We start from the raw sequence: 20,584 nt of genomic DNA on the forward strand, positions 1-20,584 counted from the left end.
TTTCAGAAGCTGGTGAGGCCGAGCTGCTGGACGCCGTTGGTCTGGTCGGTCCAACCACCGGTCAGGCCACCGTCCTTGACGATGGCGTGACCGTCGGTGGACAGCACACCGACCCGGCCGGAGGCGCGGTCCAGCTGGAGATCGGCCACATTGTTGGTCTCCGGCGTCCACCCCGCCAGCAGACCGCCCTCCTTCACCGAGGCCGTCCCGTCGTTGAACACCACACCGACCCAGTCGCCGGACAGCCGAAGCTGCTTGACACCGTTCGTCTGGTCCACCCAACTACCGGCCAGACCACCGTCCTTGACGATGGCGTGCCCGTCCTTGGTCAGCACACCGACCCGGCCGGAGGCACGGTCCAGCTGGAGATCGGCCACATTGTTGGTCTCCGGCGTCCAACCCGCCAGCAGACCGCCCTCCTTCACCGAGGCCGTCCCGTCGTTGAACACCACACCGACCCAGTCGCCGGACAGCCGAAGCTGCTTCACGCCGTTCGTCTGGTCCACCCAACTACCGGCCAGACCACCGTCCTTGACCACCGCATGCCCGTCCGTGGTCAACACCCCCACCCGACCCGCACCCTGGTCCAACTCGAAGTCGGCGACCCCACCCCGCTCATCCACCCACGGCGCGTTCAGATCCCCCTCCTTCACATACAGCTCACCACCGGTCGTCAGCACACCGATCCAACTGCCACTCACCTTGAACCTCGCCAACCCCCCACCCCACTCCGGACTCCACCCCGCCGTCAGCGCCCCCTGCTTCACCGTCAACGCACCGTTCTGCAACACCCCGAGCCGTGCGGTGGGGGCCCAGAGCGCGTCGACGATCAGCTGGGCGTCGCCGGCCTGCGGCTGGTAGCGCTCGGGGAAGGCGGAGCCCTGGACGCCCTGGCAGACGACGCCCACCGGCTGGCTCTTCCAGGCGCCGTTGGGGAAGTTGGCCAGCATGTGGCTGAGGAAGGAGTTGGTGGCGAAGACCGGGTCCTCGATCTGGGCCGGCGTTCCCCAGCCCGCGCTCGGGCGCTGCTGGAACAGGCCCAGGCTGTCCGCGTCGCCGTACGTCAGGTTGTTGATGCTGCCTTCGACGATCGCGGTGGTGACGGCGATGACCGCGGCGTGGTTGTCGAGGCCCCGGTTCCGGACGGTGTTGACGATCGTCCGGGCGCAGGAGACGTTGTAGCCGTTCAGCGCACCGCGCATCTTGCCCTGCAGGCGGGGGTTGAGGGTGGTGGCGATCGCCTGGTCGGTCGCCGTGCCGTCGGACGCGGCCGGGTCGCAGGCGACCGTGCCCGAGGGCACGGCGGCGGCCAGGGGCGCGGTGGCGGCGGCGAGGGCGAGGCTGAGGGCGACGGCGGTCAGGCCGGTGGAAACGCCCTGGTGGATCCGGGTCATGGGGTCTTCTCCTCCACGAAACGCGGTTCGGTTGTCGGTTGACTGGTTGCCCGGCGGTATCGGCCCGGCCGGGCTTCGCTGATCCGACGTTCCGACAGCGGTCTGCAAGTTCGGTGCAGAGCGGCCGCTGATCACCTGGAGGCGGTTGCGGGTCGCCGGGCCTGCAAGGCGACCGGGAATCCTCCAGCGGACTTGCAGGGAACTTGAATCGCCGGTCGACACGATGGGGGTTTCCGTCGAACCGAGGACCGCGCCATGCCTGACGACCGCTTCCCCCGCACGCCCGCCCCGGCCGATCCCCCGCCCGCTCCGCCGCCCGCTCTCCCGCTCACCGACCTGGCCGACCTGGCCGACCTGGCCGACGGCACCCTGGTGCGTGACTCCACCGGGCAGTTGGCCGTCGCGGTGGGCGGCGTCCTGGTCCGCTTCGCCGACCTGGCCGAGCTGACAGCCTGCGGCTACGACGAGCGCCGGGTGCTGGCGATGCCCGGGCGTTTCGACCCGGGACAGGCGCTGCCCGCCGACGGCACCCTGGTGCAGGGCCGGGACGGGCAGGTGACCACCGCGGTCGCGATGATGGTCGGCCAGGCGCGCCTGGACTTCGCCAGCGAGGCCGAGTTGGAGGCGGCCCCGGCCCGGGGCGTGGTCAACGGCGTGCCGCTGCCGCTCTTCCGGGGCCTGCCGGTGGTGCCCGCGGACGGCACGCTCTGTCGGGCCACGGTGGACCGCGCGGGCCGGTACGATCCGCGGCCGGTGGCCCTGCTGCTCGGCGGCGCGCTGATCGCCTTCGACGGCCCGGAGGAGGTCGCCGCGTGCGGCTACCAGGACTCCACGGTCTGGACCATACCGAGCCGGGTCTACGACGGCTTCCCCACGGAGCTGCCGGCGGGCGTGCGCCTCACTTCACCGGGCTCGGGAACGGTCAGCACCGTGACGGCGGCCGGGGACACGCCCGGGGAAGCAGTCGGGACGACGACCGGCCGGGCCTGGGTCGTCCCCGAGCGGGTGCTCCGGGCCGTCGTCCCGCGCGCCGAGGCCTGACGGCCCGTCGGCCTCAGGCAAGGTTCTCGCCCGCCTCCCGGCTGCCGTACCGCTCGAAGACGCCCCGCGCCTCCTGCCAGGCCGCCTCCGCCGCGGCCGGGTCACCGCCCGCGGCTGCGAGGCGGCCGAGGTCGCGCAGGGTCCGGGCGCGCCACAGCGGCAGCCGGAGGACGTCCCACAGCTGGAGGGAGCGCCGGAGCGCCTCGCCGGCCGCCTCGAGTTCGCCCTCGGCCAGGGCCAGTTCGCCGAGCGTCCGCAGGATGAGCGCCTCGCCGAAGCCGTCGCGCAGTTCGCGGCAGGTCTCCAGGCCGTCCTCCAGGGCGATCCTGGCCGGGGCGTGGTCGCCTTGGCGCAGCCGGACCTTGGCGAGCGCCTGGGCGGCGTACACCGCGCCGAGCCGGTCGCCGGCCCGGCGCAGCAGGTCCTCGGCCCGGGCCGAGACGGCGGCGGCCTCGGCCAGCCTTCCCTGGGCGCGCTCGACCAGGCCGAGTCCGCGCAGGACCAGGCCTTCGCCGCGCTGGTTCCCGGCCGCGCGGTAGGCGGCGAGGGCGCGTTCGTGGCTCTCCCGGGCCTGTGGGAAGCGGCCCTGTTCGCAGTGGACGCTGCCAAGTCCGTAACCGGCCTGGGCCTCGGTCAGCCGGTGCCCGAGCCGTTCGGCGCCCGCCAGGGCCTGCGTCAGGTGGATGACCGCCTCCCCGTACTGGCCCTGGGTGCGGCAGACCTCGCCCAGCCCGGCGAGGGCGGCCACCTCACCGATGCGGGCGTCGTCGGTGCCGAAGCCGGTGGTGCCGAGGCTGGTGGTGCCGGTGCCGGTGTCGTTGGCGCCGGCGCTCCGGTAGACCGCGATGGCCTGGCGGTAGTAGTCGTAGGACTCGGCGAGCCGGTCCTGCTCGAAGCGCAGCCGCCCGAGCCCGACCAGGAGCAGCGCCTCGCCGGCGAGGTTGCCGCCCGCGCGGGCGGCGGCGAGGGCCGCCTCGTGGGTCCGCCACCAGGAGTCGAACTGGTTGTGCGCGGCGAACAGGCCGAGCGCGACGCTGTTGGCGAGCCGGCAGGCCGCCACGTCCAGCCCGGCCCGCCCGGCCTCCTCGACCATGACGACCAGGCTGTCGTGCTCCGCCTCCAGCCAGGCCCTGGGGTCGGCGAGGAACTCGGCGCTCTGCCCGGGTTCGAAGCGCCAGGCCGGGTCCTCCGCCGGCGGAATGCCCGGCGTGCCGGTGGCACTGCTCTCGACCGCCTCGTCGACCAGTGCGATCCAGGCGTCGACCAGTCGGACGACCGCGCCGGTGCGCTCTTCGACGGGCTCGCGCCGACCGTGCTCGGCCGCGAACAGGCGGACCAGGTCGTGCAGGTGGTAGCGGGTCTGGCCGACGGCGTCGGTGCCGACGGCGTCCAGGAGTTGGGCGTCGACCAGCTCGTCCACCACGTCCTCGGCGGCCGTCGGGTCGGTGTCGAGCAGCGGGCCCACGACCCAGGCGGGCAGGTCGGCGGGGCTCAGCAGGCCGAGGCGGTTCAGCGCGGTGCGGGCGGCCAGGGAGAGCCCGGTGCAGCTGAGCGTCAGACTGGCCCGGACGTCGAGGTCCCCGGCGGTGAGTTCGTCCAGCCGGGTGCGTTCGTCGCGCAGCCGGGCGGCGAGTCGACCGAGGGCCCAGTGGGGGCGCCCGGCCAGCCGGGCCCCGGCGACGCGTACGGCGAGCGGTAGTCGGCCGCACAGGTCGACGATCTCGCGGGCCGCCTCGGGCTGGGCCGCGACCCGCTCGGCACCGACCAGCCTGGCCAGGGCGGCCACCGACTCGTCCACGGCCGGGACGTCCAGGTCCAGTACGGCGGCGCCCTCCAGGACGGGCAGCCGGCCACGGCTGGTGACCAGGACGGCGCAGCTCGCGGTGCCCGGCAGCAGGCTGCGGACCTGCTCCTCGTTGGCGGCGTCGTCCAGGACGGTGATGATCCGGCGGTCCGCCGTCAGCATCCGGTACTGCTCGGCCCGTTCGTCCAGGCCGGTGGGCAGCAGGGCGGCGTCGACGCCGAGGGCGCGCAGCAGTCGGCCCAGGGCGTCGTGCGGGCCGACGGGGCGGTCGGCGGTGCCCCGGAGGTTGAGGTAGAGCTGGCCGTCGGGGAAGCGGGGTGCCAGCCGGTGGGCGACGTGGATCGCCAGCGCCGTCTTGCCGCAGCCGGCGCGGCCGGACAGCACGGCGACATCGGCGGCGCCGGGGTGACGGTCGGCGCCGGGGTGACCGTCGGCACCGCCGGTGCGGTCGGCGCTGCCAGTGCCGCCGCCGGACGCGCCGAGGGCCCGCTCGATCCAGCCGACCTCCCGCTCTCGACCAACGAAGTCACGTGCCGCAAAGGGCAGTTGGCGTGGCACGGACACGGGCGGTACGGGCCCTTGCGGTACGGGCCCGTGCGACACGAACCCTGGCGGTACGGGCCCTGGCGGCACGGGCGGGGCCCCGGACGGCCCCGGGTCCGCAGCCCTGAGCCGAGTCCGGGGGCGGACGGACACCGGGCCGGTGGCGCCGAGCACGGTCTCGTCCTCGGTGAGGATCGCCTGGTGGATCAGCCGCAGACCCGGCCCGGGGTCGATGCCGAGCGCGTCGGCGAGCAGTTCGCGCCCCTCCTGGAAGACCCGCAGCGCGTCGGCCGCCCGGCCCATCCGGTACAGGGCCGTCATCAGCTGCCCGCGCAGCGGCTCCCGCAGGGGGTGCTGGGCGCACAGGGCGGCGAGCTCGGAGACGAGTTCGCCGTCGCAGCCCAGCGACAGCCGGGCGGCCGCGCGCTCCTCGATGCCGTCGATCCGGAGCCGGCCGAGCCGAGCGGACTCGGCCTCGGCGAAGGGCTGGTCGATCCCCTCCAGGGCGCGTTCGCCCTTCCACAGGGCGAGAGCGGTGTCGAAGGCGTGCACCGCCTGCTCGGCCTCACCGCGCTCGACGGCGTTCCTGGCCTCGGCGAGCCCGCGCTCGAACCGCCAGGCGTCGAGCTGTTCGCCGTCCACGGCGAGCAGGTAACCGGGCGAGCGGGTGAGCAGCAGCCGGTCCGCCTCGGCGCCCAGGCCTCGGCGCAGGGCGGCGACGTAGCTCGCGACCAGGGCGGTGGCGGTCGCGGGCGCCTGCTCGCCCCAGACGAGGTCGATCAGCCGGGCGGAGCTCACCACCTGGCGGGGCTGGAGCAGCAGGGCGGCCAGCAGGCTCAACGGCTTCGGGCCACCGAGGACCAGCCGCTCCCCCGAACGCAGGGCCTCCACCGGCCCCAACAGACTGAACTCCGTCATCCCCGTCCCCCCGGACCTTCGACCGCCCGAGGGCGACCGGCACTGCGTCACGGGTTGACCGTACACGGTTCGGGGCGGACGGCAGGGCCTCTCCGCCAGGTTCCACCGGACGGACCGCGCCGCCGCTACCGCGTCCCCGGTGCCGACCGCCCCCGTCGCACCCCCGGCGCTGCACGGGCGGCGCGGGCGGCGCGGGCGGCGCGGGCGAGGTCGGCGACCGAGATCGGCTCGTGGGCGTGCTCGGCGCAGAAGGTGACGGCCCGGCATACGGCGGCCGGCGCGGCGACCAGGGCGGAGGCCGCCCGGCCCGGGTTGTCCGGCTGGATGTCCAGGAGGCCGTGGAGCAGGCGCTGTCCGTGGTGGTTGCCGCGCGTCCGCCGGACGACCGTTCCCGGTCGTCACTCCCCGACTGTGCTCCCCGCCTCGCCGGGCACCGGCTGCGGCCGGCCCCGACCGGCCAGCCACAGCGTCACCTCCTGCCAGGCCGCCCGCTCCTGCGCCGGACTGCCCCACCACCACCAGAACGGCGAGGTGCCGGAGTGCAGCTCCTCCCGCCACCGGTCGGCGCACTCGTCCAGGTGATGCCCGGCGACCGGGCCCGTCTCCGCCTCCGCCTCCAGCTCCGCCTCCCGGCGGGCGAGCCAGGGAGTGACTGTCGAACTCGCCGTCACACAGCTCGCGAAGACCTCGGCCGCTGGGGTCGGCGGCGACGCCGTGCGCAGGGTCTGCGGCCACCAGGCGTCCAGGAAACCGGCGACCGACGCGGCCTGCTCGCCGGGCCACTCCGACCAGCCCGCCGCGGCCGGCCCCCGCGCCATCAACTCCGGGTCCGCCGGACGCCCGGCGAGCACCAGGACGAGCTGCGGGAGCACGCGTCGGATGACCGCCGCCTGGTCATCCCAGTGGCCGGGCTCCTTCTGCGCGACCTGGCGGACGAGCTCCACGGGGAGCGGGACATCAGGGCTGCGCACCAGCCTCATCTCGCCCTCGGTGAAGCAGCGACCGCACCCGGTCTCGCCGATGTCGGCCGTCATGCCGCGGAAGGCGTCCGCCACCCTGGCCGTCGCCGCCCCCAGGGCGTCAAGGGCGTCAAGGTCGTCAATGTCGTTGCTGGACCGAATCGGCGACCATCGGCGCCTACGTCCGCCGGCGCCATGCCCGCGCTGCGTGACGAGCCACTAGACAGCCACGAAGCTGCGGTCGCCGTCCCCCACGACGACGCGCCCGAAGCGCATGCCGGGGAAGTGCGCGGCCACCAGCAGGTCGTCTCCGTCCGCCGCTCGGTCCGCGATCCGGTTGCGCACCGCCGAGGCGGCGGCAGGGTCGACGTCCCAGACCACCTCCCAATCCCGTTCGCTGAACTGGACGACGGAGTGCACCACGTCCCCCAGCAGGACGGCCCTCCGGCCACCGGAGGAGACCACGTACACCGTGGAGCCGGGGGTGTGGCCCGGCACGTGGAGCGCATCGACACCCGGCGCCACAGTGAAGTCCGCGTCGAACAGCTCCAGCCGCGAACCGAGCGGAGTGAGCTTGTCGACCGCGCTCGGCTGCGCGTTGTCGCCGGTGACGAAGTACTCCCAGTCGGCCCGGTGCGCACGGTAGGTCGCCTGGGGGAACACGGCCGCGCCGTCGTGCGTCACCGCCGGGACGGGACAGGATGTCCGCCGCGACCTCGACCCCCACCCCGTCCCACACCGGCAGGACCTGGATGTCACCGATCTTCACGCGCACTCTCCCGTCTCGTGCAACCACCTGGCAGCAACCGGCCGCAACCGCTCGAGGCACAGGAGAATTCCGGACCGCTCAGCGCCGGCTCCGCGCTTCCTCACCCATGGGCTCGGCCCTGGAACTCGACGTCCGGCTCCAGCGCTCCGACTCCAGCGCTCCGGCTCGCATCGATCACCCGGCGGCCCGAGCGCGAGAGGGCCTAACGCTCGGCGGCGAGACGCACACCCAGGCCGATGAACAGGCCGCCGGTCGCCACGTCGAGCCGACGGCGCGCGGCCGCGCGCCGGTCGAGCCAGCCGCCGATCCGGCCTGCGAGCACGCCCACCGTGCCGTCGACCAGGAACTCGACCGCGATGAAGACCGCGCCGAGGACCAGGAACTGGAGCCAGACCCGACCCAGCGCGGGGTCGACGAACTGGGGCAGGAACGCGATCGTGAACGTGACCATCTTCGGGTTCACCAGGTTGGTCAGCAGCCCGCGGACGTACGCCCGCCGACCGGAGACCCCGTTCGCGCCCGCCGACTCGACCCGCTCCTGGCCCCGGTGGCGGATCGCCTGCACGCCGAGGTACACGAGGTACGCGGCGCCGGCCAGGCGCAGTGCGGTGAACGCGGTCGGCGCGGCGGCGAAGAACGCGGACAGTCCCGCGGCCGCGAGCGCGATGTGAACGGCCTCGCTGGTCGCGACCCCGGCGGTGGCGAGCAGCCCGGCGCGGGCGCCGCCGCGAATCCCGCAGCCGAGGACGAACAGCATGTCCGGCCCCGGGGTGACCATCGCGACGAGGGTGGTGAGGAGGAAGACGACGAAGAGGTGCGGATCGACAGGCATGGGCGCGATGCTCGTGCGGGCGGGGCAGCCCTGCAAGCGATATTCGTAGGCTGAGACGGAGGGGTGTCCAGACCTCGGAGCGCGGGCGGGAGCAGCGACAGCAGCCGCCGCACGACCCACGCGTCTGCGCCGAAACGGGGATGCAGCAACGGCAGGAAGTCGGAGAACTCGTCCACGTGCAGCGCGTCACCGTCGGCCATCCGGCTCGGAACGACGAACGCCCAGTCCAGGGCGCCCGCTTCGCCGCCCGCGCCGCCTCGGTGGGCGGCGAAGGCACGCTCCACGAAGCCCACGGTGGCCTCGAACGCGTCGGCGTGGTGAGGAAAGCAGCTGCTCTTTCGCAGGAGCGTCTCGAGGCTGTCCAGGCACCGTAACGCCTCGCCCCGGCGGTAGGAGCCGTACACCGGGGTCGGCTTCCACAACTCGCGTTAGTGGTACAGGAGTTCGCTTCTCAAATCCCACATCTCGTCAGAAGGCACGCTGGTGCTCAACTCGCATCCCCGGGGGGATTTCCAGCAGCCACGCCACCTAGAGGAAAGGCTTCACCCCCCAGTGGATCTCGGTCAACGGAACGGTGACGCGACCGGTGCCCCGTGCCGGCCGGCCTGGCGGGCACGGGGCACCGTCCGCCATCGCGCTCACCCGCCAACTACAGCACTCAGTGTGCGACACGAAGTCGCTCCAGGTAAGTAAGGACAGCCACGTGAAGGAGGTATCGATCGGCTGAACTTCGGGCCAGTGTCCACGGCCCGTCCCCGCGCTCGCATGCGTCGCTGGTCACGGCGGGGTGTGAAGCCGAGCGTTCAAGCCCAAGAGCACCTCGGCCATCGAGGAGCCACAGGCGAGGGGAAGGCCGGACGGGCGAACGAAAGTGAACCCAGTCCGGCTGGAGTACCAAGCGGTCTTGGCGAAGTTCGCTGCGGCCCCCGTCAGGTCCTCATCCGGCGGGGACCGTCTCGTCAGCCGCAAGTGAGTTGCCTTCGGCGATGCTGCCGCAGGAGGATGGGGCCTCCTTGTCGGCGAACCGGTCGCGCAGCCAGGCGAGCGCGGTGGGCACCGTGGCCATGGGCGCGGTCAAGTGGCTGAGGGCGTCGTACTGCTGGTACCAGACCGCGGCGCCCTCGGCGCAGTACTTCCGCGCCAGCGCCCGTGTGTCCCCGGCGACCGTGATGCCGTCGCCCGAGCCGATGCCCGCGATGTTGCTCGTGGTTCCCTCGAGGAAGCCGGCGTTACCCTGGCCGATGTAGCCGGGGACAGTCGGGGTCGGTGCCAGGCCGAGGTTGGCCTTGTTGACCGCCTCGACGAGCTCGGGCACGGAGTTCGGGTTCGCATACTCCGGCTTCGCCATCTTCTTCCACGTCAGACCGGGGTAGTGGCCCAGTACGTCGGCGATCGAGGAGTGCTGGTGCTCGTCGACCAGCTGCTTGCCGTAGTCGTTCAGGTACTTCTTGAGGTCGAAGTCGTACGAACGCGCTTGCCCGATGAGCAACTCCGGGATGAGCCCGGACCACACCTGACTGCCTTCGATGTACCTGAGGATGTGCGAGGGCTTCACGAGCACCCCGCCCTCGGCGTATCCCACCAGGCGCTTGTTGACGTCAGGGGCGTACTCGGGCGCGAGGGAGGCGGCCCAGTTGGTCGCGACGGCGCCGCCCGAGTAGCCCATGAGGCCGACGCGCGCGTCGGGGCTGATGCCGGTCCTCGACGCCGCGCTGGAAGCGGCACGCAGGGAGTCCAGCGTGTTGTACCCGTACTCGCGGGCGGCCGCGAGGTGGGCGGCCTGCCCCTCGGTGTCAGGGAGGACGACGTCGTAGCCGGACAGCAGGAGCGACGCCACGAGCGTGGACTCGCCGTTTGCGATCAAGCCGCCGGGCAGCTTGACGTTGCCCGCGACCGCCCGGGACGGACCGTCTTCGGGGTCGAGCGAGTCGTAGAACGACTGGTACGACACGACCTTGCGGCCGTCGCCGCCAGGGCTGCGCAACACGGAGGTCACGCCTGCGGACGGGTGGCCCTGCGCGTCGGTGGTGCGGTAGAGCAGCTGCGTCGCCTGGAGGGGGGTCGCGATACCCAGGACGTGGTACGGCAGCGTCCGGACCTTGAGCACGTCCCCGGGACTGTACGAGGACAGCGGCTTGCTGCCGTTGTAGGTGTAGAACGCGTCGCTCCCGGCAGTCGTCGACGAGGGCTGCTCCTGAACGCCGGACGCGACAGCGGGCACAGCGGCGACGGCGAGGGCGACGACGCCCGTGATCGCGGCGTGCCACACTCTGAATTTGCGCATGACTCTCCCAAACGGTGTAAGCGGATCAGAGAGATGACCGTTACGGCCCGAACAGGGAAGTGGCCGAACGTCGGTTCCGGCGCAACCTAACAAAGGCACACGGCAGTTGACCAGGGGGCGCCAGAAGTCTTCGCGGGACGAACGGCGGCTGAGTCAGTGACCCAGCTCCGTTACCGACCTGACGCACAGCCAGCTCGTAGCCGTCTCCGCCGCCTCCAACCGCAGCAAGGGCGACCAGGGCCCGGACCAGTGGAAGCCCCCGCTCGCCCCTCCTACTGGTGTGAGTACGCCCGCGCCTGGGCTATCTTCCGTAGAGCTCGTAACACGATTACGCCGTCGGCTTGTTGAGCCGTCGCCAGCAGATCAGCGCGCACGCGAGCGAGACGAGTGAGTCGTGCGGTTCGAGGCGGCGTTCCCACCGGACGGCGTCCGGGTTGGCCGGCCACGGGCGGGACCGCGTCGACCAGTGCGAGGGTCTGGGTGACGTCGGGGACGTTGCCGCCGGTCGTGATGACCTTCAGTGGCGTTCCGCTGCCGTCGCAGATCAGGTGGTGCTTGCTGCCCGACTTGCCGCGATCGACCGGCGACGGGCCAACCCCGGCGCCCCCCTTTTCGCGCGTACGTGGGAGGCGTCCACGCAGGCGCGCGTCCAGTCGATCCGCCGGGCGGCGTTCAGTTCGGCGAGCAGTATCCGGTGGACCTGGTCGAAGACCTCGGCCTCCGTCCACCGGCACAGGCGCCGCCAGCACGTCTGCCCGGAGCCGAAGCCCAGCTCCGGTGGGAGCTGCTGCCAGGTGATGCCGGTGAACAGCACGAACAGCACTCCCTACAGGCACAGCCGGTCGTCCACCGGCCGGGGCCCCGGCCGACAGCCTGGAAGGCCCTGCCCTGGCCGTGGACAACGGGCAGCTGGCCTGCGTTCACCGCGGCCACGGCAGCGGCGACCAGAACCTGTACGGGACGGGCTTCGTCACCGGGAGGGGCTGGGACACGGACCAGAGGTTCCCGGGCCACCTCAGCGGTGCGGGACCGGCCCTCATCGTCTACCGGGACGTGAACGCCGAGGTCGATCAGCTCCTGTGCGTCCACCGCGGCGCCGGCAAGAAGGCCGCCGGCACCGACACCGCAGAGGTGGAAGCCCGCATCGCCGCCGAACGCCTCTCCGCCGACTGGATCGACACCCCGTAGCCGCTCCTGCACGGCTGCCCCGCCGCCACCACGGCGGCCGGGCGGCCGAGTTCGTGAAGCACGAATCGATCCGCCCCCGCTTCGGGGCCCGTCACAGTCTCCGGCTCCACGCACCGCGGAACACCAACGAGGGACTCCTGCGCGACAATCGGCTCTTCAACCCCTGATCCGGTCACGCAGACGGTTTGACTTGGCGTAGACACCTGGCGAGTTACCAAGAGGCATGCTCCGTGCCCGATATCCGTGCCGATCACCCGAACGAGATCTCTGGCGGAAGCGCCCCTCGATCAGGGCGTCCAGTTCTGCAAGCATCTCGTTGAGCGCTTCTGGCCTGTGACGACCACGTTCTCCGCCTGCAGCCCCTTCGGGCCTCGGGAGACGTCGTATGCGACCTGGTGGTTCTCGCGACGTGGCGCATCCGGCCGGCGGCGGCACGGGGGCGGCCTTCATCTCGGTGCGGCAGTGGGGAGACGGCCTCCGAAGCGCACCTTGATTCATCCGTTGCCCCATCCCGGTGGGTCTCACGGTCCTGACCGCCGTCATCGACGTACCCAAGGGGACGCCGACCGCGAAGTTCAAGATCGATGTGAGGGCCTACTCCGCTGACGAAGAGTATCTCGCCGCCCTCGCATTCAAGGTCGACTTCTCGTCCCGGTAACCGATATGGCGGCGTCCTGTTCGAGATGGAGGGGTTGCCAGAGCTCGGAGCGCCAACCGCGCTGGACGGCCGAGGAGTGGGAAGTCGATGGGGCCGACTTCCCACTCCTCGGCGTTTACGGGGTCGGGCTCGAAGTGGGGTGCGGGGTGGGGTGGTTGTGGCGGGGCGCGGTGAGGGGGTAGGCCCAGGCGAGCAGGGCGAGGAAGAGCACGAAGGGCAGGAGGGTGCAGAGCGCGGCCCGCCCGTCGCTATGGCGGGGTTCAGGTTGCATCGGGGGTGGAATCGGCATCGGTGAGGTCGAGTTCGGCCCAGACGGTCTTGGCGTTGGGGTGGCGGGGGATGGTGCCCCAGCGGTCGCTGAGGGCGCTGATGAGGAACAGGCCCCGGCCGGACTGGGCGTGCGGCGTGGGGGCGGTGGGCAGGACGGGGGGGCTGTCGCCCCTGGGGTCGCTGATCTCGATGCGCAGGGTGGTGCCCCGGCGCGCGGTGGTGGTGAGGGAGAGGTGCAACTCGAATCCGCGCCCCGGAACGCGTCCGTGCAGGACGGCATTGGTGGCCAGCTCCGCGACGATCAGCAGCGCCGAGTGGAAGGGGTCGGCGTGCGTCGAGTTCAGCCCCCAGCAGGTGAGTTGACGCCGAGCGATGCGTCGGCACAGCGCGGCACCCTTGGGCGTGGCGGTGTGGAGGGTGGTGTGGCGGCGGGGTCTGTCGAGGGGGATTTGGGTCGTCATGGGAGAAAGCGTGGCGGGGGGGACGTACGCTGACCATGGATCCGGCGAGCACAGAGAGTACTTGTGCAGGTGCGGACAGCTTTTGTTGTGCGACTCAATCACAGGCGGGGTGGTCGCTATGGGTGCGGCGCGGAACAGCGAGACGGGTGACGAGGTTCGAACGGAACTGCCGGAGGACCTCACTGAGACCTCCGACTTCCTCCGCGCGATCGGCAAGCAGATCAAACTCCTGCGGGAGCGGGCCGGGTTGACCCAGAAGGAGCTTGCCAAGCGCGTCGGCTACGGAGAGGAGTTGATCCGCTCGGTGGAGCGTGGCGTGCGCACTCCCCAGCCGGAGTTGCTTGTCGCATTGGACAAGGAACTGAATGCGGGAGGCTTGCTGGCCATCCAGAGGGATGATGTCATGAAGGCCCGAGCCAAGGCGCGCGTGCGACACCCGGCCTGGTTCCGCGGCTATGCAGGCTTGGAGCCCGTGGCCGTGGAGATCCACGAGTTCAGCACATTGCTCATCCCCGGCTTGCTCCAAACCGAGGCTCATGCGCGAGCGCTCTTCGGAATGCGCCAGCCGCTGCTCACTGAGGAAACGATCGAGGAGCGTGTGGCCGCACGAATCGAACGTCAGGAGATTCTGACGCGCTGGCCACGGGCGATCTTCAGTTGGGTCATCGAGGAGAGCGTCCTCCAACGCCCGCTCGGTGGCTGGGAAGTTCACGAGGAGCAGCTGAGGCGTCTGCTGGAGGTCGGGGCGATGCGAGGCATGGCGATCCACGTCATGCCCACCGCCCGGGTTGACCACCCTGCCCTGGGCGGGCCCTTCACGCTCATCACTCCCAAGGGGCGCCCACAGAACGGATACATCGAGGCGCAGCAAAGTAGTCGACTGATCACGGATCAAGAGGAAGTCCGTATCATGAACGCACGATACGGCGCTCTCAGAGGGCAATCGCTCGACGTGAGGGAGTCCTTGACCTTGATCGAGAAAATGCTGGGAGAACGATGACCGCGAAGCTCGCGTGGATCAAGAGCAGCTACAGCAGCAACGAAGGCGGCCAGTGCGTCGAGGTCGCCGAGACCCCGGGCATCGTCCACGTCCGTGACTCCAAGGACAAGAGCGGCCCCCAACTGACCTTCGAGCCGGCCGCGTGGGAGGCGTTCCTCACCTTCGCCGCCACCAGCGAGGTCTGACGGCTTCGGCCCGTCGCTCCTGACGAGCGACGGGCCGAACCCGTACATCACCTCTCTGTACGGGCTCCCTTACTTCCCCTCACCGCAGAACTCGGCCTCCAGCTCCTTCGTGAAGACCGCTACCGGCCCCCACACCTCGCCGTTCGCCCAGTCGCCGTTGACCTGGGTCGACATCATGTGGCGACCGTCCCGGCTTCCGAACGTGTAGGACCAGGAGCCGTTGATCGCCCCTCCCATCCCCCACACCTCGCCGCACGACAGCGTGAGCGACCCGATCCCCAGGCCGTAGTGGGAGTTCGGGACCCAGCCCGTACGGCCGGCCTTCGGGTCCTTCATGGTGACCATCTCCGCCATCTGCGCGGGCGGCAGCAGCCGTCCGCCCAGCAGCGCCTGGAAGAAGGTGCTCAGGTCCTCCACCGTGGAGATCATGTCCCCGGAGCCGTAGCCCCAGGACGGGCTGAGTTCGGTCACGTCGTGGACCGGCAGCTCCGGCCGGTTGAACGGGCCGAGCTTGGAGTAGAACCGCGCGTGCGGGCCCCGGATGCCGGTGTCGTCGGCGGCGGGCTCGTAGGTGCTCCTGAGGTGCAGGGGCTTGGCGAAGCGATCGGCGATCTCCTGGGCGAGGCTGTGGCCGGTGACCTGTTCGATGATCATTCCGGCCAGCACGTAGTTGGTGTCGGAGTACTCCCAGCTGGTGCCGGGCGCGAAGCTGGGCTTCGTGCCGATGCCGATCCGGACCAGCTGGCGCGGGGTGAAGGAGTCGAACCGGTGCTGGAGGAACGGGAGCCCCTGGAACTCCTTCGACACCGTCTCGTCCATGGCGAAGTTGGCGATCCCACTGGTGTGGTTGAGCAGTTGACGGACGGTGATCGCCGAGCCGTCGTAGCCGTTTCCGTCGACCAGGCCGGGCAGCCACTGCTCGACGCTGTCGTCCATCGTCAGCTTCCCCTCGGCCTCCAGTTGGAGCAGCGCGGTGGCCACGAAAGTCTTGGTGGTGCTGCCGATCCGGAACCGGTCCTGCCGGTGGAACTCCTGCCCGGTGCTCAGGTCGGCGGTGCCGGACTGCCCGTACCAGATCGAGCCGCGGTCGCGGACCTCGGCCGTCGCCCCCGGCAGGCCGTTGGCGGTGACCGCCCGGTCGAGCGCGGCCTGGAGTCCCTGGTGGCTCCCGCGCCCGCCGTGGTCGGCGGCGAGCGCCGCCGGGGCGGTGGCGGTCAGCAGGGCAGCGGCCACGGCGGCGGCGAGGGCGGCACGGGCGGTGGTCCTCATGGTGGGTCCTCCTGGTCGGTCGGGCTTTCGTCGTCGGTGAGGAACGTACGGCGGGGTTCGAGGATCCATCAACATCCGATTGCCTCATCATCGGCATCGCACCAGCTCAGTGACGGTCAATCATTGCAATGACGATGCCGACGAATGCAAACGCGGTTGCAACCGTCCGGCCGGTGTCCGGATACTCGTGCGAAGGCCCGAGGAGAGGAGCCACCCGTGCCGGGTGCCAGGCTGAGCCCGCAGGACCGCCTCGCGATCGCGACCGGTCTCGCCGAGGGGCTGGACTACGCCGCGATCGCCCGGCTGATCGCCCGCCCCACCTCCACGGTGACCCGGGAGATCGCTCGCAACGGCGGCCCCGGCCGCTACCGCGCGGAGACCGCCCAACGCGCGACCGCCCGACGGGCCCGACGGCGGCCGGGCCTCGCCCGCCCGGCCCAGGGCACCGCGGCCGCCCCGGACGGGCGGGACCGGGCGGCCATCGCCGACTACGCCGACCGCTTCGCCGACCTGCTCGTCCACCTGGGACTACCCCGCATGGTGGCCCGGGTGCTCAGCTGCCTGTACGTCACCGACAGCGGCAGCCTGAGCGCGGCCGACCTGGTGCAGCGCCTCGGCGTCAGCCCGGCGTCGGTGTCCAAGGCCGTGGGCTACCTCGCGGACCAGGGGCTGATCCGCCGCGAGCGGGACGGGCGGCACGGCCGCCGCGAGCAGTACACCATCAACGGTGACGTCTGGTACCGCTCACTGCTGGCCAGCGCCCAACGCAACGCCCTGCTCGCCGAGTTCGCCCGAACCGGCGCCGACCTGCTCGGCGCCGACACCCCCGCCGGGCAGCGCCTCGACACGGCGGCGGACTTCCTCGCGGAGATCGGCACCGACCTGGTCCGCGCGGTCGAACGCCGCCGCTCCGCCGCCGGCATGTCCTGAGCCGGTGTGCCGGCCCCGCCCTGGGACGGGCTCCTCGCCCTGTCCACGCCGCAGCTCTCCTTCCGGGCGGTGTTCAACCACCCCGCCGCCCTGCGGAGGAAGGGTCCGCACCGGCGGGCCCGACGGCAAGTACCCGCACCGGCGGTCGCCGGTACCGCTCACGCCCCGCCCCGGCCCTGGACCGTCTCCGGGATCGGCGGCGGGACCGGAGCGGGGCCGAGCGTGGTGGTGCCCGGGCGGGCGAGCCGGATCAGTCCCTCGCGATAGGCCGCCATCGCCTCGCGGCTTCGGCCCTGACGGTCGAGCAGGTCGCCCAGCAGGCGGGTGGTGTCGGCCAGGTCGCCGGTGACGTCCGCTTCCCGCTGGAGGTCGACGGCGGTGCGGTAGTGCCGTTCGGCCGCCTCCAGGTCGTCGGCGCGTTCGCGGATCAGGCCGAGCAGCCGGTGCGCCGCGGCGGCGTGGACCGCGCCACGGCCGGGGCCGAGGCCCTCCAGCAGCCGGCCGAGGAGCTCCTCGGCTTCCGCCGTGTGGCCGAGCCGCCACCGGACGTCGGCGAGCTCGACCTCCACCTGGACCGCGTAGAACGCGGCCCCGCTCGCGCGCAACATCGCCGCTGCCGTGCGCAGTTCGCTCTCGGCCTCGGCGAGTCGGCCGTGCTGGGCGTGCAGGTATCCGCGCATCCAGTGGCACTGCGCGAGCTCGACGCGGATCCCCCACTGCTGGTACACCTCCTGCGCCTTGACCAGCGCGGCTTCGGCCTCGGCGAACCGTCCGTGGGCCACATGGGTGCGCGCGACGGACCGGTGCAGGCCGGCGACGGCCACCGGGTCCTCCACTCGGGGTGCCAGGGCGAGCGCGAGGCCTGCTGCCTTCGTCGCGCGTTCGAGGGCACCGAGCTCCAGGTAGGGGCCGATCGCCGAGGCGTACAGCAGCATCAGCGACACCGGGTCCGGCAGGCCGCCGCTGTTCAGCTCGTTGATCGTGCTCTCCAGCAGGTAGCAGGAGTAGCGGACGTCCCCTTCCAGGTAGTGGGCGGTCGCCCTCCCACGGATGGCGGGCACCCGAGCCGGCAGCGGCTGGTCGGCCAGCAGGTCCTCGGCCTGCTCGAACTGCTCCCGCCCCTCGGCCAGCGCGCCGCGGCGCAGCAGGAACGCCCCCAGGGCGGTGCGCAGTTCGGCGACGAGGTCGACCAGCCCGAAGGCGCCGGCCCGTTCTGTCAACGCGGCCAACCGCTCCTCGGCCGCCTCGCCGTCGCCGGCCTCCACGAGCTGGTGCGCCTCGGCGATGCCGTCCCGGATCTCGCTGCGCAGGCCGGCGGGCAGGCCGAAGGCCAGTTCCTCGTAGCCGACCTGGAGGCGCTCGGCAAAGTAGCGCAGCACCGTTTCGGACGCCCGGGCCTTGCCCGCCTCCAGGGTGGAGACGTACGCGGCGGTGTACCCCGGCTCGGCCAGTGCGCGCTGGGTCAGTCCGCGTTCGGCGCGCAGTCGTTGGAGCCGCGCGCCGACCGGCTCCGAGGGCTGCTCACCGGTGGTGGGGGCGGACATCTCGGCTTCCTCCTCGGGGTCGTTCATGTTCCGTCGGCACTCCTATCACGCCGATGACCCGGGGTCTTGCGGGGCCGAGGACCAGTGCCCTAACTTAACTCTAGTCGTAACTGATGTTATGACGGCATTTATGTCGGCATCCATGTCGGAGCAGCCGCTCCCTCGGCTGCTCTCCCGGCTGTTCTCCGGCCGCTCTCCGGGCGTCTCCGAACGGTCCCGCGCGCCACCCCCACGGCTCGCCAAGGGACGCACCCGGCTCCAACGGTCATCGACGAGCACTTCCACACGGCGCGCGATCCGCGCCACCCCCACCGGAAGGACCCCCATGCTCCTCAGTCGACGCACCATCCGTCCCAGGCCCCGCACCACCGCGGCCGCACTGACGGCCGCCACCATCGCCGCGACGATCCTGCTCCCCGCCACCACTGCCCACGCCGCCCAGTGCTGGTTCGGCGCCTGTTTCAGCTACGTGACCGGGCGTCAGCAGACCACGACGGCCGGCGCCGCCGTCACCATGTACGTCGCCGACCCGACCGGCGTCCCCGCCAACGGCCACTCGCTCCAGGAACTCTCCCTGCAGAGCACCGGCGGCACCGTCAGCGGCAACACCGTCGAGATCGGTTGGACCGTCGACCCCCAGGTCAACGGCGACTACCTGCCCCACCTCTTCGTCTTCCACTGGATCAACGGCCAACCCACCTCCTACAACACCGGCTTCGTACCGACCTCCAGCACGGTACGGCCGGGCATGGCCCTGCCCCCGGGCGGCTCGGTGCGGCTCGCCTGGTGGAACAGCAACGGCAACTGGTGGGCCTACTACGACAACACGCCCATCGGCTACTTCCCCGGCAGCACCTGGAGCGGCACGTTCACCACCGCCCAGATCGTCTCCGCCTTCGGAGAGGTCGCCGCCGACAGCCAGACCAGCTGCACCCAGATGGGCGACGGCCTCTACGGCAGCCAGGCCGGATCGTCGTCGATCTCCGACTACCAGCTGTACGGCTCGTCCGACCAGCCCCGGTTCACCGTCAGCGCGACCGACCCGAGCTACTACAACTACGGTGCGGCGAGTGCCACTTCCTTCCGCTTGGGCGGCCCCGGCGCCTGCTGACCGCGGACGGTCGATGACCGCCGACGGTCGTGTCGGCCTCGCGAGGGCGGCGAGGCCGATGCGCCGCGGGTTCCGGCCCGAGAGGGGCGCGCCGGAGACTCAGTCCGGCCGGTAGTGGTCGGCGACGACGCGGGCCATGGCGCCGATGCGGTCCTCCGCGACCTCCCGGGCCGCGAAGAAGCAGTGGCCGCGGACCGTGCCGTAGTCCTGGGCCAGGGTGAGGTGGCGGGACAGCTCGGCCGGGTCCTGCCAGGCGGCGGGCTGGCCCGGCGCGCCCGCCTTGTACAGTGCCTCGCCGAGGTAGAGGTCGACGCCGGTGCCCCGGGCCACCGCGTCCCACCAGGGCACCAGGACGGCGTAGTCGGCGGCGGCGAAGCCGATGTTCCAGTAGAGCTGCGGGCAGATGTAGTCGATCCAACCCTCGCGCACCCACTTCCGGGTGTCGGCGTGCAGGTCGTCGTAGGCCTGGACGCCCGCCGTGGTCGCCGAGCCCTGCTGGTCGGTCGCCTGGTTGCGCCACACCCCGAACGGGCTGATCCCGAACCGCACCCGGCTGTTGACCGCCTTGATCCGGGCGCCCATCTCCCGGACCAGAAGGTCGATGTTGTCGCGCCGCCACGCGTCGCGGTCCGGGAAGTCGGCCCCGTACCGGGCGTAGGCCGCGTCGTCGTCGAAGCGCTGCCCCGCGACCGGGTACGGGTAGAAGTAGTCGTCGAAGTGGACGCCGTCGACGTCGTAGCGGCGTACGGCGTCGAGCATGGCGTCCTGCACGAAGCGGCGGACCTCGGGCAGGCCCGGGTTGTAGTGGAGCCGCCCGCCGTGGGCCACCACCCAGTCGGGGTGGAGCCGGGCGGGGTGCGTCGGGACCAGCCGCGAGGGGTCGTCGTGGGTCGCGATCCGGTACGGGTTGCACCAGGCGTGCAGTTCCAGGCCGCGTTGGTGCGCCTCCTCGACCGCGGTGCCCAGCGGGTCCCAGCCCGGGTCCTGGCCCTGCACCCCGGTGAGCCAGGCCGACCAGGGCTCGTACGGGGAGGGCCACAGCGCGTCCGCGGTCGGGCGGACGTGGAGCAGCACCGCGTTCAGCCGTCGTTCCAGCGCCTGGTCGAGCCGGGCGAGCAGCTCGGCGCGCTGGGCCTCGGCGGTGAGCCCGGGCCGGGAGGGCCAGTCCCGGTTGGCCACCGTCGTCAGCCAGACGCCGCGGAACTCCCGCTCGCCGTCCCGCCGTTCCGCCGCCACCCGGCCGGGCTGCTCCTGCGGGCCGCCCCGGCCCGCGGCGGACGCCGGGGCAGACGCCGGGGCGGCCACGGCCAGCCCGCCGAGTGCGGCCGCCGTGCCCGCCACGAAGCCCCGCCTCGTGATTCGCCCCATGTCGTGCCCCTCGCTCATTCCCGCAGCTCGCTTCCCGCAACTCGCCGCCCGTCGGT

General features: G+C 71.9%; 17 protein-coding genes and 2 pseudogenes. 7 read left to right on the forward strand and 12 right to left on the reverse strand.

Going from position 1 to position 20,584, the window contains the following annotated elements:
• Positions 1-2: 2 nt before the first annotated feature.
• A complete protein-coding gene (locus ACIQWA_RS29500) occupies positions 3-1,394 on the reverse strand; it encodes a hypothetical protein (protein WP_402487635.1) in 1,392 nt (463 codons plus the stop codon).
• A 255-nt stretch (positions 1,395-1,649) separates the two neighbouring features.
• Between ACIQWA_RS29500 and ACIQWA_RS29505 the strand changes: the two genes are divergently transcribed.
• Positions 1,650-2,435, forward strand: a complete 786-nt coding sequence (locus ACIQWA_RS29505; protein WP_402487637.1) for a hypothetical protein — start codon at positions 1,650-1,652, stop codon at positions 2,433-2,435.
• Between the two features lie 13 nt (positions 2,436-2,448).
• Here the strand turns inward: ACIQWA_RS29505 and ACIQWA_RS29510 are convergent, their stop codons facing one another.
• The 5 genes from ACIQWA_RS29510 to ACIQWA_RS29530 all read right to left on the reverse strand — a co-directional run bounded on the left by ACIQWA_RS29510 (position 2,449) and on the right by ACIQWA_RS29530 (position 10,544).
• Positions 2,449-5,700, reverse strand: coding sequence for an AfsR/SARP family transcriptional regulator (locus ACIQWA_RS29510; RefSeq protein ID WP_402487639.1), 3,252 nt, complete (start codon positions 5,698-5,700; stop codon positions 2,449-2,451).
• Positions 5,701-6,098: 398 nt separating this feature from the next.
• Entirely contained in the window at positions 6,099-6,734 is a 636-nt protein-coding gene (locus tag ACIQWA_RS29515; RefSeq protein WP_402487640.1) for a hypothetical protein, read from the reverse strand.
• Between the two features lie 144 nt (positions 6,735-6,878).
• Entirely contained in the window at positions 6,879-7,343 is a 465-nt protein-coding gene (locus ACIQWA_RS29520) for an MBL fold metallo-hydrolase (protein WP_402487642.1), read from the reverse strand.
• Positions 7,344-7,630: 287 nt separating this feature from the next.
• On the reverse strand, positions 7,631-8,260 hold the full coding sequence (locus tag ACIQWA_RS29525) for a LysE family translocator (RefSeq protein WP_402487644.1): 630 nt from the start codon (positions 8,258-8,260) through the stop codon (positions 7,631-7,633).
• A 937-nt stretch (positions 8,261-9,197) separates the two neighbouring features.
• The gene (locus ACIQWA_RS29530; RefSeq protein ID WP_402487646.1) at positions 9,198-10,544 is read right to left on the reverse strand and encodes a lipase family protein; all 1,347 of its coding nucleotides are present in this window, start codon (positions 10,542-10,544) and stop codon (positions 9,198-9,200) included.
• Positions 10,545-10,719: 175 nt separating this feature from the next.
• Between ACIQWA_RS29530 and ACIQWA_RS29535 the strand changes: the two are divergent.
• Positions 10,720-10,844: pseudogene (locus tag ACIQWA_RS29535) on the forward strand (HNH endonuclease); the annotation flags it as partial.
• Positions 10,845-10,969: 125 nt separating this feature from the next.
• On the opposite strand, the pseudogene ACIQWA_RS29540 reads toward ACIQWA_RS29535, so the two are convergent.
• Positions 10,970-11,409: pseudogene (locus ACIQWA_RS29540) on the reverse strand (IS5 family transposase); the annotation flags it as partial.
• Positions 11,410-11,438: 29 nt separating this feature from the next.
• Here ACIQWA_RS29540 and ACIQWA_RS29545 point away from each other — a divergent pair.
• Positions 11,439-11,732 carry a hypothetical protein gene (locus tag ACIQWA_RS29545; protein WP_402487647.1) on the forward strand — a complete coding sequence of 98 codons (294 nt, stop codon included), beginning with the start codon at positions 11,439-11,441 and terminating at the stop codon, positions 11,730-11,732.
• A gap of 773 nt (positions 11,733-12,505) precedes the next feature.
• On the opposite strand, the gene ACIQWA_RS29550 is transcribed toward ACIQWA_RS29545, so the two are convergent.
• Both ACIQWA_RS29550 and ACIQWA_RS29555 read right to left on the reverse strand, forming a co-directional pair.
• Positions 12,506-12,661, reverse strand: coding sequence for a hypothetical protein (locus tag ACIQWA_RS29550; protein ID WP_402487649.1), 156 nt, complete (start codon positions 12,659-12,661; stop codon positions 12,506-12,508).
• Positions 12,651-13,121, reverse strand: coding sequence for an ATP-binding protein (locus ACIQWA_RS29555; protein ID WP_402487651.1), 471 nt, complete (start codon positions 13,119-13,121; stop codon positions 12,651-12,653). Before ACIQWA_RS29555 ends, ACIQWA_RS29550 begins: the two co-directional genes overlap by 11 nt.
• 118 nt (positions 13,122-13,239) lie before the next feature.
• Between ACIQWA_RS29555 and ACIQWA_RS29560 the strand changes: the two genes are divergently transcribed.
• Both ACIQWA_RS29560 and ACIQWA_RS29565 read left to right on the forward strand, forming a co-directional pair.
• Positions 13,240-14,121 (forward strand): Scr1 family TA system antitoxin-like transcriptional regulator, encoded by an 882-nt coding sequence (locus ACIQWA_RS29560; RefSeq protein WP_402487653.1) that lies wholly within the window; start codon positions 13,240-13,242, stop codon positions 14,119-14,121.
• A complete protein-coding gene (locus ACIQWA_RS29565) occupies positions 14,118-14,306 on the forward strand; it encodes a DUF397 domain-containing protein (protein ID WP_402487655.1) in 189 nt (62 codons plus the stop codon). Before ACIQWA_RS29560 ends, ACIQWA_RS29565 begins: the two co-directional genes overlap by 4 nt.
• A 69-nt stretch (positions 14,307-14,375) precedes the next feature.
• Here ACIQWA_RS29565 and ACIQWA_RS29570 read toward each other — a convergent pair whose 3' ends face one another.
• Complete coding sequence (locus ACIQWA_RS29570; protein ID WP_402487657.1) at positions 14,376-15,575, reverse strand: serine hydrolase domain-containing protein; 1,200 nt, start codon at positions 15,573-15,575, stop codon at positions 14,376-14,378.
• A gap of 216 nt (positions 15,576-15,791) precedes the next feature.
• On the opposite strand from ACIQWA_RS29570, the gene ACIQWA_RS29575 reads away from it, so the two are divergent.
• Positions 15,792-16,505 (forward strand): MarR family transcriptional regulator, encoded by a 714-nt coding sequence (locus ACIQWA_RS29575; RefSeq protein ID WP_402487658.1) that lies wholly within the window; start codon positions 15,792-15,794, stop codon positions 16,503-16,505.
• Positions 16,506-16,663: 158 nt separating this feature from the next.
• On the opposite strand, the gene ACIQWA_RS29580 is transcribed toward ACIQWA_RS29575, so the two are convergent.
• Positions 16,664-18,076 (reverse strand): tetratricopeptide repeat protein, encoded by a 1,413-nt coding sequence (locus tag ACIQWA_RS29580; protein WP_402487660.1) that lies wholly within the window; start codon positions 18,074-18,076, stop codon positions 16,664-16,666.
• A gap of 298 nt (positions 18,077-18,374) precedes the next feature.
• Between ACIQWA_RS29580 and ACIQWA_RS29585 the strand changes: the two genes are divergently transcribed.
• Positions 18,375-19,160, forward strand: coding sequence for a neprosin family prolyl endopeptidase (locus ACIQWA_RS29585; RefSeq protein ID WP_402487662.1), 786 nt, complete (start codon positions 18,375-18,377; stop codon positions 19,158-19,160).
• Positions 19,161-19,259: 99 nt separating this feature from the next.
• On the opposite strand, the gene ACIQWA_RS29590 is transcribed toward ACIQWA_RS29585, so the two are convergent.
• Positions 19,260-20,528, reverse strand: a complete 1,269-nt coding sequence (locus ACIQWA_RS29590) for a glycoside hydrolase family 10 protein (protein ID WP_402487663.1) — start codon at positions 20,526-20,528, stop codon at positions 19,260-19,262.
• Positions 20,529-20,584 lie beyond the last annotated feature (56 nt).

It is taken from the genome of Kitasatospora sp. NPDC098652, from assembly GCF_044760155.1.
In the GTDB taxonomy this organism is placed as follows: Bacteria; Actinomycetota; Actinomycetes; order Streptomycetales; family Streptomycetaceae; genus Kitasatospora.